We start from the raw sequence: 14,198 nt of genomic DNA on the forward strand, positions 1-14,198 counted from the left end.
ACTTTTAATATGTATTTGATTATCACACTCTAGGGAAGCTATGCTACTCTAGAGTGTGATTTGTTTACTACGGGTTTCAGTTTAAAATGTAATCTTATTCGGTTTTTGTAATGCTTAAAATTCCGATAGCCATATGCAATCCGATTGAGTACCTTGATTTTATTGTTAATACCTTCAATTCGCCCATTGTTATACGTATATTGAAAACTGTTTTTCGTATAGGGCAAGTGCTTTCTTAATGTTTTAATGCTTGTTCTTAAATAGGTTGATGACTGGGTTGGACACTTTTTGTTTAATGTGTTCTCTAATGCATGATAGTCCTTTTCGTCAATTGCCTCCAACAGGTCCTGATATATACCATAATTGACTTTAAGTTCCTCACTATAATCCAACATTTCTTGCACTATTGAACTTTCAAGACGTTGGCCAAATAAGCCGTAATATTTATATTCTGTATAAGATAAACTCGATCTTTTTTTCAGTAAAAGCTTCCAATAACGTTTAAGGCGGCGATACTTTTTCTGATCTTCCCCATTAGATGTTCTGAGTTGGTTCATGATTTTAACACGCGTTTTGTTCATCGCTCTTGATATGAGTTGAACTAAGTGAAAACGATCAATAATAATATCTGCATTTGGAAACATCTCTTTTATCAAACTTACATAACCTGCGTTCATATCGATTGTCACGGTTTCTACTCGTTGTCTAGCTGATAAGCTATAATTTGTGATGAAGTGATCTGTAATAGACCGGTTATCACGACTATTTAAAATGTCTAAGATGTCACCCGTTTCAACATCGATATATTCAAAAGCCATCTTGCCCTTGGCATACTTAAATTCATCAAACGATAGATGCTTAGGTAGGGCTTTATAATGCGGTTTATATTTATTTGCTTCTTTATTAATGATTCTCTGAACAGTTGCCTCAGATACACCACAATCCTGGGAAATATCTTTAACGGACTGCGCTCCAGCTGATTTAATCATGATTTGGGCTTCTGTATTTGAGGATATAAAACAATGACGCTTTACGATATTTGTTTGTGCAGTAAAACTAACACCACAATGTTTACACATAAAACGCTGCTTACTTAATAATAAATATGTTGGATAAACTCCCATGGTCGGAATGGTAATACGAGATAATTGTGTTCCGTTTTTATAAATAGAAGAGCCTACTTTCTCCACCTGGCAATTTGGGCATTGATCTGCATCATATGTTAATTTCGCCTTAATAAATTTACAAGACTTCCCTTTATGTTTGCCATACGTTACTGCATTTTCGCTCATATAAATATCTATGTGTAAAATAGTTCTCGGGGATTTGAAACAAAATTCTAGAAAAAAAAGAAAAGGCGCTCTATCATAAATGTATGCTGACCGGCAAATACATTTGAAAGAGGCCTTTTCATGAATACAATTATATCAAAAATCAGCGAATTATTAAAGGATACAAATGATTTAATTGACTTTGAGGAACATGTTCAAATTTATGTATATGATCTCCTTACTAAACTGATGGGGAGCGTATTTACACAACTTAATCAAACGATAAAAAGAAGAATGCAAAGTAAGGGTTGGACGGTTGAACGAGAAGATGAAAAGACAATTCAGTTTATCTTTGGGGCAGTTCGTTTTACGCATACATTAATGCACGATATCAATGGGAAAGCGCATTATCCTTTTGATGAGTGGGTTGGATTTAGAAAATATCAGCGACATAGTCCTTTAGTTGAAGTAAAAGTGGCAGAGTTGGCTAGTGAGAGTACGTACCGAGAAACGGCACGCATATTAGGTGAATGGACCGCAGTAACTCTTAGTCATACAACTGTGGGAAGTATTGTGAAACGTGTTGGGAAGGCACAAGCGCGAGCTGATGAAGAAATGTTAGCGGAATTAGAGGAAGCTGCTTATTTACCAAAGGGAGATGAGTTGGATTTTTTATTTGCCGAGGCAGATGGTGTATTTGTGCGTGGAACAAAGAAAAAGACAAGTCATGAAGTCCATCATGCGATCATTCATGAAGGTTGGAGTAAAAATGGGAAGCGTATTTCCCTAAAGAATCCACAGGTCATCATGACAACCAAACCAACGAATGATTTTTGGAAAGAAGTCCAGGCGTATACAGCTAATCATTATTCCTTAGAAAACACTCAAGTTGTCACCAATAGTGATGGTGGTCCCGGTTATACGGCAGAACGTTTTCAAGAGGCTTTCTCACAGTCTAGTTATCCTGTTTTAAATCAATTGGATTCCTTTCACATTTCTAAAGCACTGAATCGAACTTTTGGAGTTAAAAAGAGCGAGTTTAAAGAAGGTGTACAAAAGGCAATCAAAGAACACGAACTGGATGATTTCATACGTTGGATGGATACATTGGAGAGCACTTTAGAAACGGATAAGCAGTTAGAAAAGGCCGAGGATTTTCGTAGATATATTGGCGGTAATTGGGATCGAATTTTTGATTGGAGAGAAAAAGTTGAGAATCCACCAAAAGAGGCAAGGGGCATGGGTGCAATGGAATCCAACCAACGACATATTTCATTCCGAATGAAAAAGCGTGGAATGCATTGGAGTTTAGAAGGTAGTGAGGCAATGGTGAAGATCAAACAAGGGATTCTAAATAAAACATTACGATCCGTCTATTTGAGAGACCAAAGGCGAAGTGTAAGAAAACAACGAGACGTGAAAAAAGTGGTTCGTATGACTGAATTTCTACGCCAGGAAACCCAGCCGTCAATTGGAGCAAAACAAGGTAAAATAAGCCTAAATACAGCTCATTCATCAGCTATTGGACAGTTAATAAAAAGTTTTAGATAACACCCTGATTTTTAGGTAAGGTTCTTGGTTTTTAGAACGTTACCTAAAAATTGGGGACAGCAAGCGACAAGGGTCGCGCGGTAGCCGAAAAAGTGTACAAAAATAGAGTGCCGGAAATATTGGTGTGAAAGACACACCGAGAAAAACTTGACACATACTATAAATATTTTTATCTTGAATATCTAACATATTTCTAATATCATTTGATATAGACAAGTGAGTTCCCTCCTAGGAATGGTTTTCAGCGACTTTAATTCTACAGGGAATCTCACTTGTTTTCTATTTATAAACACAAAAATGACGTAGGTGAGTTTTTCCCACCAACGTCATTTATTGTACAACCCCTTAATATCACTTAAATTATGGTTTAACAACTTTTAACTTCGCTTTAAACACAATTCGATTATTTTTCTCGTTGATACCTTCCACATAAACCTGATTATCATGTAATGTAACATCTTTCTTTAATAAAATACTTTCACCAGGCAGTGCTTCATGGATAAAATTCACTTCAATTGACATTACATCGTATTTTTTATGATCATTTATATCAAAACAGTCCATAATGTAATCAATGTATTTAGAATTATTCAAATGTCCATTAAAATCAACATCACTATAACCTATTGTTTTTGTATAGACGGTTTCCACTTGCTCATTATGTTTTAATTTGCTAAAAGTATCCTTCATTGCCCTATCTACTTTAGGAGTTGGAAATGAGAATGGAATAGATTTTGACCTTTTTAATTTCCTTTCCTTCAAATCTATTATCACCCAAGACGAAATAGCCCTTATAATACTTTTCCCGTCTTGATCCCGTACAATGTAATCACGATCAAAGTTTAATTTTCCGGGTTCTAATGGCCACGTTTCTATTATTATTTCTTCTCCCCAGCTAGGTAAGCGATCTACGTCCACACGAATTTTCGTTAAAACCCAAGCAAGACCATTCCCTTTTTGTAACGTATCAATTCCAAGTCCTAAGTCTGATGCGGCTAGACTTGCAATTTCTTGAAAATAACTAAATAACGCACTCCATTTCAGCTCTTTTTTAAAATCAACATCGCGTAGATCAATATGATATTTACTCGTAAATAATGATTCAGACATTCTAAGTACTCCTTATACTAAATTGTAAGTTTAATTCTATCACAAAATGCAATTCCAATTAATAAAGACACCCCTTAGGAGTGTCTTTAGTCAAGCAACAAAAATAAAATATAAAATAAATAACAAACTCAGTACGTACATAATCGGGTGAATCTCTTTGGAACGTTTTTGAGCAATTAACGCCAATGGATAAAGTACAAAACCAAATGCTAGTCCCATCGCAACACTTGAAGTAAGAGGCATCATAATAATCGTCATAAAGGATGGGATAACGACTTCTAAGTTGCTCCAATTAATATTCTTAATTCCCATTGCCATTAATGCCCCGACAATGATTAGCGCAGGAGCCGTTACCTCTGTTGTAATGACAGACAGTATTGGAGAAAAGAATAAAGCAATTGCAAAGCATAGTGCAATGATTACCGATGTAAACCCTGTTCTTCCACCAACCGCAATCCCGGCCGATGATTCCACACTTGTTGCCGGTGTAGAAGTTCCTAAAATTGCTCCGACCGCTCCTGCAGAAGAATCAGCTAACAATGCACTCCCGATTCGAGGGATTTCGTTATTTTTCATTATCCCCGCTTGGCTAGTTAAGGCAATTAATGCTCCTGCTGTGTCAAAAAATGCCACAAATAAAAAAGTAAAAATAACTGCTAACACGTCCGGTGTAAAAACTTCATGTAAATTTTCAAACACTACACCGAATGTTGGCTCAAGACTAGGGATGGATCCAATAATGGAAGTCGGCATCTTTACTAAACCAAAAATGATGCCAATGATTGTAGTGATAACCATCCCATAAAAAATCGCCCCATTGACATTTCGAACCATCATCACGATAGTTAATACAAGACCTGCAACAGCAAGTGCAGTCGTGGGGGTAGTTAAATTTCCTATTGTAACAAAGGTATCTGGATTTCCTACAATTATTCCAGAATTTTTCAATCCGATAAACGCGATGAAAAATCCAATTCCTGCAGCTATGGCATGTTTTAAATCTTCAGGAATCGCATTAATAATTTTTTCCCGGATTTTCAATAAACTTAAAATCATAAAAATAATACCTGCTATAAATACACCAGTTAAAGCTACTGGCCACTCTATTCCCATCCCAATACAAACGGAAAATGTAAAAAAGGAATTCAATCCCATACTCGGTGCAATGGCAATCGGATAGTTGGCAAGCAATCCGATCAGTAAGGTTCCAATAATAGCAGTTAGAGCAGTTGCAGTAAATACAGCTCCCCTATCCATTCCTGCTTGACTTAAAATGAGCGGATTTACCACTAAAATATAAGCGACTGAGAGAAAGGTCGTTATTCCTGCTAGTGTTTCCTGTTTATAAGAAGTTTTTCTTTCTGTAAACTGAAAGAAGTTTTTCATGATGACGATCTCCTATTCTGGTGAATTGACCTTGAATAGCTCATACATTTAACTTTCCACAGCCATTGCTTTTTATGACATTATTAAAAAGCAAAAAAACTTTGACCACAGCATGCCAAAGTTTTATCTAGAAATGAAAAAATATACATATTTTCACTCCTTGTAGACAGGCTATTTAAAGGTAGCTGGTAGAAACGTTCAAGCCATATTCTTGAACTTATACAAGGCGATAACTATTATTTTATATAACAGATGAAATGATAACAAGATTATGCCATTACGTCAATTGGGAAAGCTCATTAAAATTTCATTTGAATCCTTATTTCTAATGAGGTTCATTGACTTTATACCCAAAAAAAGCAAACTCACAAAAGAGTTTGCTTTTTCAACTAACTTGTTACGATTTTTATCCTTTTAACCTTATATTTATCCATTTCATCAATGATAAATTTATATCCATCGTGTACGATAGAACTACCTACTGTAGCTTCCATATTTTTTGAAAACACCCATCCTCCAATTGTTTCTACTTCTTCATTTGGAAGATTGATGCCCAGTAGTTTGTTCAAATCTACCAATTTTAATTTACCAGAAACTACTTTTATTTTTTCATTTACTTCTTCAATCTCTGGTAATTCATCCTTATCAAACTCGTCACGGATATCTCCTACGATTTCTTCTAATATATCTTCTACCGTTACAATTCCCGACGTACCTCCGTATTCATCATGTACAATAGCCATATGAATCCGTTCTTTTTGCATTTTTGAAAGAAGTTGTCTAATAGGAGTTACCTCAGGTACATGAATGATGGGGCGAATTAAATTCTCTATTGATACGGATCGATTACCTTCTAAATGACTTGTAAAAACTTCTTTTATATTAACAAGACCAATGATACTATCCTTTTCTCCGTCTGCCACTGGATATCTAGTGTATTGGGATTCTAGAATAATATCAATGTTATCTGTTAAATTGTCTTCCTTGTAAAAGCAAACCACTTCATTTCGTGGTACCATAATCTCTCTTACAAGCGTTTCATCGAAGTCAAATATATTATTTACATAGGTCATTTCAGATAAATTGATTTCCCCATTTTTATAACTATCCGTCACAATCATTCGAACCTCTTCTTCCGAATGTGCTACATCGTGTTCTTTTACCGGTTTAAACCCTAAAAGTTGAACAAGCAACCTTGCCGATCCGTTTAATAACCAAATAAACGGATACATTATTTTATGAAAAAGAATAAGAGGTCTTGCAAATAACAATGTTACAGATTCCGCCTTTTGTATGGCGATAGTCTTTGGAGCTAATTCCCCGATAACGACGTGTAAAAATGTAACAAGAAGAAAAGAAATTAGAAAAGATATGAAAGTAGCGACTGTTCCATTAATACTTAGCCCATTAAATACCGGTTTTAATAAGCGTGTAACGGTTGGTTCACCTAGCCAACCTAACCCAAGTGCTGTTACCGTAATACCTAACTGACAGGCTGATAAATAATCGTCCAGATTATCAATTAATTTCTTTGCATAAACCGCACTTTTATTTCCCTTAGCTACCAACTGATTAATTCTAGTCGTTCGTACTTTCACAATAGCGAATTCGGTTGCTACAAAGAATGCTGTTAGCAATATCAATATAGCAACCAAAAACAAGTTAACAATATCGTCCAATTAGTATCCTTGCATCACAAGATACAAGGATTTTCACCTCCGTGATATTCCATTTTTAATATCTGGCATAATCGATTGTGATTCAAAACATAAGGTAAAACAAATGTTAATGAATCACAGTTGAAACAATTAAACTGATTTACCTTCCCATATGAATCACCTACCTTATTAGTTATATTATATTTATTTGAGGTGTAATTGTCTACATTCTACGCCCATAAACTTCACCTAACTTTCTTTAATTAACGTAAAAAAGCATTGTCCAGAGTTTAATCACTCTAGGCAATGCTTTGATTGTATATTTATTATATTTTCATAACTCCACCCGTATTAGCTGAAGTTACCAGAGCGGAATAGCGACCAAGCCAGCCTTTTTTCACTTTAGGTTCGAACCCTTTCCAGTTCGCCTTACGTTCTTCAAATTGTTCATCGGAAATTTCTAATGTAATTGTGCGTTTATTTAGATCAAGTTCGATCATATCGCCATCTTCAACAAAGGCAATTGGTCCCCCTTCAGCCGCTTCTGGAGAGATATGACCGATAGAAATACCCCGTGATGCACCTGAGAATCGCCCGTCTGTAATTAGACCAACCTTAGCACCTAGACCACGACCTACGATTTGTGATGTAGGAGCAAGCATTTCAGGCATTCCCGGTCCACCTTTAGGTCCTTCGTAGCGAATAACGACAACATGTCCTTCTTTCACTTCCCCGGACTCAATTTTTTCCATCGCTTCTTCCTGTGAATCGAAGCAAATAGCTGGACCTCTATGGTAGCCGCCAACCTTAGGATCTACCGCACCAACTTTGATAATAGATCCATTTGGGGCTAGGTTCCCAAATAATACCGCAAGTCCGCCACGCTCTGAATACGGATTTTCCAGTGTATGAATAACATCTGTATCCATAATTTCTGCGCCTTGTACTGTTTCACGAATGGTCTTAGTTGAAACACTTAGACAGTCCCCATTAAATGCACCTGGCTTTTTAAGTAGTTCATTAATAATTGCACTAATACCACCCGCCCGATGCAGATCTTCAATATGATGGTCAGATGCTGGAGCAAGTTTAGCAAGATGTGGAACACGGTTAGCAACTTCATTAATTCTCTCAAGTGGATAATCAACATCTGCCTCATGTGCTAGAGCCAGCGTATGTAATACTGTATTGGTTGAACCACCCATCGCCATATCTAATGCAAACGCATTATCAATAGCATCTTTTGTAACGATGTCACGTGGTTTAATATCTTTTTTAATTAATTCCATTAATTGTTTCGCCGATTTCTTAACAAACTCTTTACGTTCTTCAGAAACAGCTAAGATAGTACCATTTCCTGGAAGAGCTAGTCCTATTCCTTCTGCTAAACAGTTCATAGAGTTTGCAGTAAACATTCCTGAGCAAGAACCACAAGTAGGACAAGCATTTTGTTCTATTTCTAATAATTTAGCTGCATCAATTTTACCAGATTGATAGGCTCCAACCCCTTCAAAAACAGAGGTTAAGGATAGAGGATTTCCTGCGCTATCCGTTCCAGCTTTCATCGGTCCTCCACTAACAAAGATTGAAGGGATATTAACACGTAAGGAAGCCATTAACATTCCCGGAGTAATTTTGTCACAGTTCGGAATACATACCATTCCATCAAACCAGTGTGCATTTGCTACAGTTTCAACTGAATCGGCAATGATTTCACGACTTGGTAGGGAATATCTCATCCCAATATGGCCCATTGCAATCCCATCATCAACACCAATGGTATTCATTTCAAATGGGACTCCACCAGCTTCTCGAATTGCTTCTTTTACAATTTTTCCAAATTCTTGTAAGTGTACATGTCCCGGAACAATATCTATATAGGAATTAACAACTAAAATAAATGGTTTACCGAAGTCTTCCTCTTTTACCCCTGCAGCATGAAGCAGGCTTCGATGGGGTGCTCGATCGACACCTTTTTTAATCATGTCACTGCGTAATTCTGCCACTATAATCCCCCTTTCTAAAACTTCTATTAATTAAAGTTTTTAAACTTTTTCCTATTTTAACACTTTTGGCGTAATAAGGGTAGGGGTAAAATTTCAATTTTTTCAATAGAATTCGAGAAATTGTCGAATAATATAGAATCATGTTTACACTCCCACAATGGCTTATTCACATTCGTTTAATGTAAGAAAAAACTCCAAATGAAGGTATAGAGAAACATAAATTAAGGTCTCATTATTCTGTATAATGAAATGCACTTTTACAAATCATATTAATATTGATGTTTACGGCTTGTCTTTTTACTATGTATCATAATGGAGGTTAAGATATTGAATAATGAAGATGTTGCAATTAAGGAATTAAACGCATGCTTAAAGGGAGAGTTTATGGGAATTCACTCATATGAACATTACATCCAGCAAGTGTCTGATCCAGCTATAAAAAAAGAACTACAACGTATTCAACAAGAGCATAAGAAACACGCTACAAAAATCGCTGAAAGAATACAGAACCTTGGTGGTAAGGCTGTTGAGGATAATGGGGTAATGCTTTCCATAAAAGAGGGAATGATGAACCTAAAAGGTTTTCCTAATACAGTAGATGAAATTATAAAAGATGCTATTGATGGACAAGAAAAAGGAATGAAAATGGTGGAAGAAATTGTGAGGGGCGACATCGATTTAGAAAGTAGGAAAATTGTAGAAGAAAATTTAAATGAGGACAGAGAACATATTAACCAATTAAACAATCTCATTCAATGATAATAGAAACCACTAATAGAAACAGATAAAAAAGATTTTAAGAAAAACCGCCTGCATTTAGTAAGTAAATCATCAAAAACTAAAAAAGAAGGATAAAGATGTCTTATACACCTTGATATCCTTCTTTTCAAATAATAATTACTATATTTTTATTTTATTAGGCCTCATAATCGCTTTTAAAAAGTAACTCTTTCGGAATTTCCGAACCACGTGATCCACGAATATCCGTTTCCTTCATTTCTGTTGGATAGAACACGATTAAGTTACCACGATTCAAAGTAGCTAGTTTGCTAGGTGAAGTTTCTAATTCTGGGTGCCATGCCACAGTCCCTCTTCTAGCACTTAATAAAATCACAAGGTCTGTTGATTTAACATCCTTCAAATCGTGTTCATAGAGGGACTCCCACCCCTCAACTGATTGGAACTCGACTTTAATATTAGGGTGTACTTGTTGTGAAACTTTTTCGTATATCTCTAAGTTATCACGAATGACAAGTCCTTTAATTGTTGTACTAAGCTGAGAAGCAATACCCTTAATAATGGATATAGAATCTTCAAATCCTGGTTTAAAGGCGACATTATTTGGTAAAATAAGAATTACACGTTCCATCGTATTCAACGGTTGCTTGATATTTGTTATGAGCGCACGTTGATACGTATGCTCAAGGAAATTATCAATAACTTTCCCGAAAACCTTTTGACCTCCTTCATTTACTCCATCCCAGCCCACAACAATTGCTGTGATACGTTCTTCCGTTGCAGCGCGTTCTATACCCCAGCCAATATTATGGTCTACTCGTGTCAACAGTTTAACAGATACTTCTGCGCCTGAAGCATACATGATAGAACGACCAAGCATTCTTTCCGCTTGCGCTACTTCATTGCTTGCCTGTTTCAAATCCTTTTGAACAATTGTTAATGGGTAGATAGGTTCATTTGTATTTATCGCCCTTTTTAAAACAAATCCTAAATCCATTAGAGATTCCATTGTATTTGGATTCGCCAGTGGGATTAAGATACGTTCAGGAAGTGTTTCATCTAGTACGGCTTTATCTTCAGAAAGAGCTAGTTTTCTAGCATACTTTTCCGAAAAATATGGACCCATAATACAAGATACCAAGATGATTATAATGACAGCATTGACTATTTGCTGGTCAATCAACCCGAGTCTAAAACCTACAAGTGTCGCTGCCAATGTTGCCGCAGCTTGTGAAATAGAAAGTCCAAACATTACCCTATTTTCCACTTTAGAATAACCGTAAGCTTTACTCGTAATCCAGCTTGCAAGTATTTTACCGATGATTCCTGTAATTAAGATTAATACTGTTACTAGTAACGCGTCGGGACTGGATACAAGAGCACTAAGATCCATCATCATTCCCACGGATAATAAGAAAAACGGAATAAACAATGCATTCGCTGTAAATGTGATTCTATTCATTAATGGACCATGATCGTAAATGTACCGATTTAGAGCTAGACCGGCCAAAAACGCACCGATGATTGGTTCCAAGCCTACAAATAAGGATATTGCCCCAGCTACGAATAAAACTGCCATAACAAAGTTAAATTCTAATGTTCCCTCATTATTTGAACGTTTAAAAAACCACTTTGTCAAGTAGGGGGTGATAATTAGAATACCCGCAGCAAAAAGTGTCATTGCAATAATCAAATACACCCAGAACCCAAATGTTAAATTGCCTTCGGATGCTCCTGTTACAACAGCAAGCACAAGCATTGCCAATGTATCTGTTATTAATGTACCACCAAGTACTGTCGTTACAGCTTTGTTTTTTGTGACACCAAGACGGCTTACTGCAGGAAAACCTAACAGTGTATGGGACGATAGAATGGTACCAAATAGTATAGCCGAAAGTGTATTAAGACCAAGTAATAAACCTACTATTATTCCAAGTATAAAAGGAATCCCAAAGGAAAGTAATCCAAAGAAAATACTGCGATTCCTGTACTTTTTAAAACCATCAAAATCAAGTTCTAGTCCTGCTATAAACATAATAAACAATAATCCGACCGTTCCAAGTAACTCAATCGTCGAATCGCGCGCTAAAATTCCTAATCCATGCGGTCCAACGATAATCCCTGCCACAATTGGTCCAATAATGGCAGGAATCCTAAGTTTCCCCATTAATACAGGGAAAAACAAAAAAATTAAAACAGCCAATCCAAATATGAGAACTGGTTGCTGTAGTGGGAGGGTCATATGCATTCCTCACTTTCTTTATATGTTAATTTTATAATTTGTATTTTGGTTATTTCTTTATTATAAATTAATAATGTACTATATTTCATTTTAAAATACTAGTCTAAAATCTATTTAAATAATTTTTGTGGAGTATTAGATTTGGCTATAAAAGACAATAAAAAACCACTCTCATTGCAAATGCATAAAAGCGGTTAAATAATTTCTTTACCCCTTATTTGAAATTAATTTGGTGAATTGTGGGAAAGTAACATTCATATGATTTTCAAAGAGGTTGGGACATAACGATATGTTTAACTCAAAAGACGAACAATCCCACAGAATTAGCGGAGGAAATATACGTAGACTCCTGCGGGAAAAAAGGCCTGGGTGAGACCCCGCAGTGCGTTAGCAATCTTTTCTGCGAGGAGTGCCGCAACACTGAATTACTTGCAACACGACGAGCACGAGGAGGCTCACCAGCCGCCCGCGGAAAGCGAAGTATATTTCCGTAGCGGTTTATCTACTCCATAACTTATTTAAAGTTCGGATTTCCCTTTTGATAAAACATTTTTGTCCCAACCTCTTGAGGCTTATTTATCATACCGAAACTTGTAATCGATGTTTTAGTATCCACTTCTTTGGAAACCATTCACTCATTGATACATTCAATGGCCTATAAATTCAGTGTCTAATTAGGAGCCTGTTATTGGTGTCATGTTTGTTATTAACTGTGAAATTATTTTATAATATCTTCTGCGGAACAATAACCCTTTAGATAAGCTTCGGGCGTCAGATCTAATTCAATGCCCCTTTTAATTTGCTTCAAAAATTCCTCCTTGGTAATATTCCCTTGTTCTAAATTATGAAATGGATCTTTTTCAAGAAGTTCCCTGAAAAAATAAAGATTTTTTCTACTTCCACCCAAATACTTAATGATTGTATATTCTATTTCGTTTATAGATTTATTTAGAAGACCTTGTCCTGTTATACGACTTTCCTGTAAAATGCATACAATTTCGCCAACCCGCTTTTCACTTGCATATAAACCCTCTAATATTTTAATTAAATTATCTGTTATTTCTCTCATTCTTTTCATTCCTTTCTATTACCGTAAAATTCACTATAAGTTTTCTAACATAAGTGATTCGCATTGAAAAATGGATAAAAAATTATCCTAGAGGATCTATTCAAGATTTATTATCAAATTTTCGCTTTTCTTCAGGATTCAACCAAAATACATGTTTTGCTCTGTCGGATAGATTAAGAAATGTTTTCATCCGTGCATCATTCCGGTTATTCCTTGCATCACCTAAAACAAAAATAATAGTTTCATCATCAATCTTTTCCATATAGTTTTCTTCATACATTTTTAAAGCTTTATCATAATTAGAGTAACCCCTATAATCAATATTTGCTTTCATAAGCGAATCTTTCACTACCTTTACTATATCCTCTGTTTCAAAGAAATGTGTGGTTTCATCCAATTTACCGACAAAAGCAAAAGTCCGGACTTACCCGGGGAATTGTTTATGAATAAGAAAGACAAATAGGGATAAAAACTCCGCACTTTTAATAACGGATCCCGATACATCTTGAATAATATCGATTTTGGTTTTCTTTTTCTTCGCTGTTCGAAACACGAGTTCCATAGGTACCCCAAACGTTTGTAAGCTATTAGAAATGGTCCGTTGCATGTCGATTTCATTTTCATTTTTGGCTATTTTCATTAGGTTTGAGAACTTTGTTAGTAATGAAGTTGATGAACGCTCCAAGCTTTCTTTTAATAGTGATATTTGCCTCTTATTTAAAGAAGAAATTAGCCTTTCTTTTAATTGATCAATTTCAGTTTGGACCATTTTTCTCATACCACGATATTCTGTTTTTTCAACATTTGAAAGTACCTCTTCTTGTCGCCTTTTCACTTTGTTTACTTCATTTCTTATGTTTAGTAAATTTTTCCTAGCTTGATTGATAGCATCGAACACAATAGATGGTTGGTCTGATAAAACCGCTTCCCACATAATACTGCAAACTCGTTGATATCGCCAGGTTTTAGGCCTTTCATTATATTTATATGATTTTGAAAGTCTTCACTCAATCTTTTTTCAACTTCTTTTAAAAAGAGTTTCTCTATTTCTCCATCTGCCTTTCCTAGCCTTGATAGTAACCAGCCTTTTCCTATTTGCTGCTTGTTTTCTGTTTTCGATTTCCTTTCTTTTTTGATTTGCTTTTCTTCTAGTTCACTCATTTCCAT

General features: G+C 35.7%; 10 protein-coding genes, 1 pseudogene and 1 riboswitch. Of the genes and pseudogenes, 2 read left to right on the top strand and 9 right to left on the bottom strand.

Translation table 11 applies throughout. The annotated features are described in order from the left end of the window. Positions 1 to 38 precede the first annotated feature (38 nt). Positions 39 to 1,292 carry an ISL3 family transposase gene (locus MHI02_RS14860; RefSeq protein WP_341166014.1) on the bottom strand — a complete coding sequence of 418 codons (1,254 nt, stop codon included), beginning with the start codon at positions 1,290 to 1,292 and terminating at the stop codon, positions 39 to 41. A 120-nt stretch (positions 1,293 to 1,412) separates the two neighbouring features. Here MHI02_RS14860 and MHI02_RS14865 point away from each other — a divergent pair, with 120 nt between their 5' ends. Next, positions 1,413 to 2,822 carry an ISLre2 family transposase gene (locus MHI02_RS14865; RefSeq protein ID WP_341165841.1) on the top strand — a complete coding sequence of 470 codons (1,410 nt, stop codon included), beginning with the start codon at positions 1,413 to 1,415 and terminating at the stop codon, positions 2,820 to 2,822. Between the two features lie 360 nt (positions 2,823 to 3,182). Here MHI02_RS14865 and MHI02_RS14870 read toward each other — a convergent pair whose 3' ends face one another. The 4 genes from MHI02_RS14870 to ilvD form a co-directional block, all read right to left on the bottom strand. Further along, positions 3,183 to 3,932: an acyl-[acyl-carrier-protein] thioesterase gene (locus MHI02_RS14870; protein WP_047184790.1), complete on the bottom strand. Its 750-nt coding sequence runs from the start codon at positions 3,930 to 3,932 to the stop codon at positions 3,183 to 3,185. Positions 3,933 to 4,022: 90 nt separating this feature from the next. Continuing rightward, positions 4,023 to 5,318: an NCS2 family permease gene (locus MHI02_RS14875; RefSeq protein ID WP_047184791.1), complete on the bottom strand. Its 1,296-nt coding sequence runs from the start codon at positions 5,316 to 5,318 to the stop codon at positions 4,023 to 4,025. Positions 5,319 to 5,461: 143 nt separating this feature from the next. Next, a riboswitch (purine riboswitch) is annotated at positions 5,462 to 5,563 on the bottom strand. A 144-nt stretch (positions 5,564 to 5,707) separates the two neighbouring features. After that, on the bottom strand, positions 5,708 to 6,997 hold the full coding sequence (locus MHI02_RS14880; RefSeq protein ID WP_240473213.1) for a hemolysin family protein: 1,290 nt from the start codon (positions 6,995 to 6,997) through the stop codon (positions 5,708 to 5,710). A 305-nt stretch (positions 6,998 to 7,302) separates the two neighbouring features. Further along, complete coding sequence (ilvD, locus tag MHI02_RS14885) at positions 7,303 to 8,982, bottom strand: dihydroxy-acid dehydratase (RefSeq protein WP_412758739.1); 1,680 nt, start codon at positions 8,980 to 8,982, stop codon at positions 7,303 to 7,305. Between the two features lie 327 nt (positions 8,983 to 9,309). On the opposite strand from ilvD, the gene MHI02_RS14890 reads away from it, so the two are divergent. Continuing rightward, positions 9,310 to 9,741 carry a ferritin-like domain-containing protein gene (locus MHI02_RS14890; protein ID WP_341166015.1) on the top strand — a complete coding sequence of 144 codons (432 nt, stop codon included), beginning with the start codon at positions 9,310 to 9,312 and terminating at the stop codon, positions 9,739 to 9,741. Positions 9,742 to 9,898: 157 nt separating this feature from the next. Here MHI02_RS14890 and MHI02_RS14895 read toward each other — a convergent pair whose 3' ends face one another. The 4 genes and pseudogenes from MHI02_RS14895 to MHI02_RS14910 form a co-directional block, all read right to left on the bottom strand. Then, positions 9,899 to 11,962, bottom strand: coding sequence for a cation:proton antiporter (locus tag MHI02_RS14895; protein WP_341166016.1), 2,064 nt, complete (start codon positions 11,960 to 11,962; stop codon positions 9,899 to 9,901). A 718-nt stretch (positions 11,963 to 12,680) separates the two neighbouring features. Continuing rightward, positions 12,681 to 13,031, bottom strand: coding sequence for a hypothetical protein (locus MHI02_RS14900; protein WP_047184795.1), 351 nt, complete (start codon positions 13,029 to 13,031; stop codon positions 12,681 to 12,683). 100 nt (positions 13,032 to 13,131) lie between these two features. Continuing rightward, positions 13,132 to 13,965, bottom strand: a pseudogene (locus tag MHI02_RS14905) (VWA domain-containing protein). Next, positions 13,890 to 14,198 carry a hypothetical protein gene (locus MHI02_RS14910; RefSeq protein WP_047184798.1) on the bottom strand — a complete coding sequence of 103 codons (309 nt, stop codon included), beginning with the start codon at positions 14,196 to 14,198 and terminating at the stop codon, positions 13,890 to 13,892. The pseudogene MHI02_RS14905 and the gene MHI02_RS14910 overlap by 76 nt, the downstream one beginning before the upstream one ends.

The organism is Oceanobacillus sp. FSL K6-0118 (genome assembly GCF_038006665.1).
GTDB lineage: Bacteria > Bacillota > Bacilli > Bacillales > Amphibacillaceae > Oceanobacillus > Oceanobacillus caeni.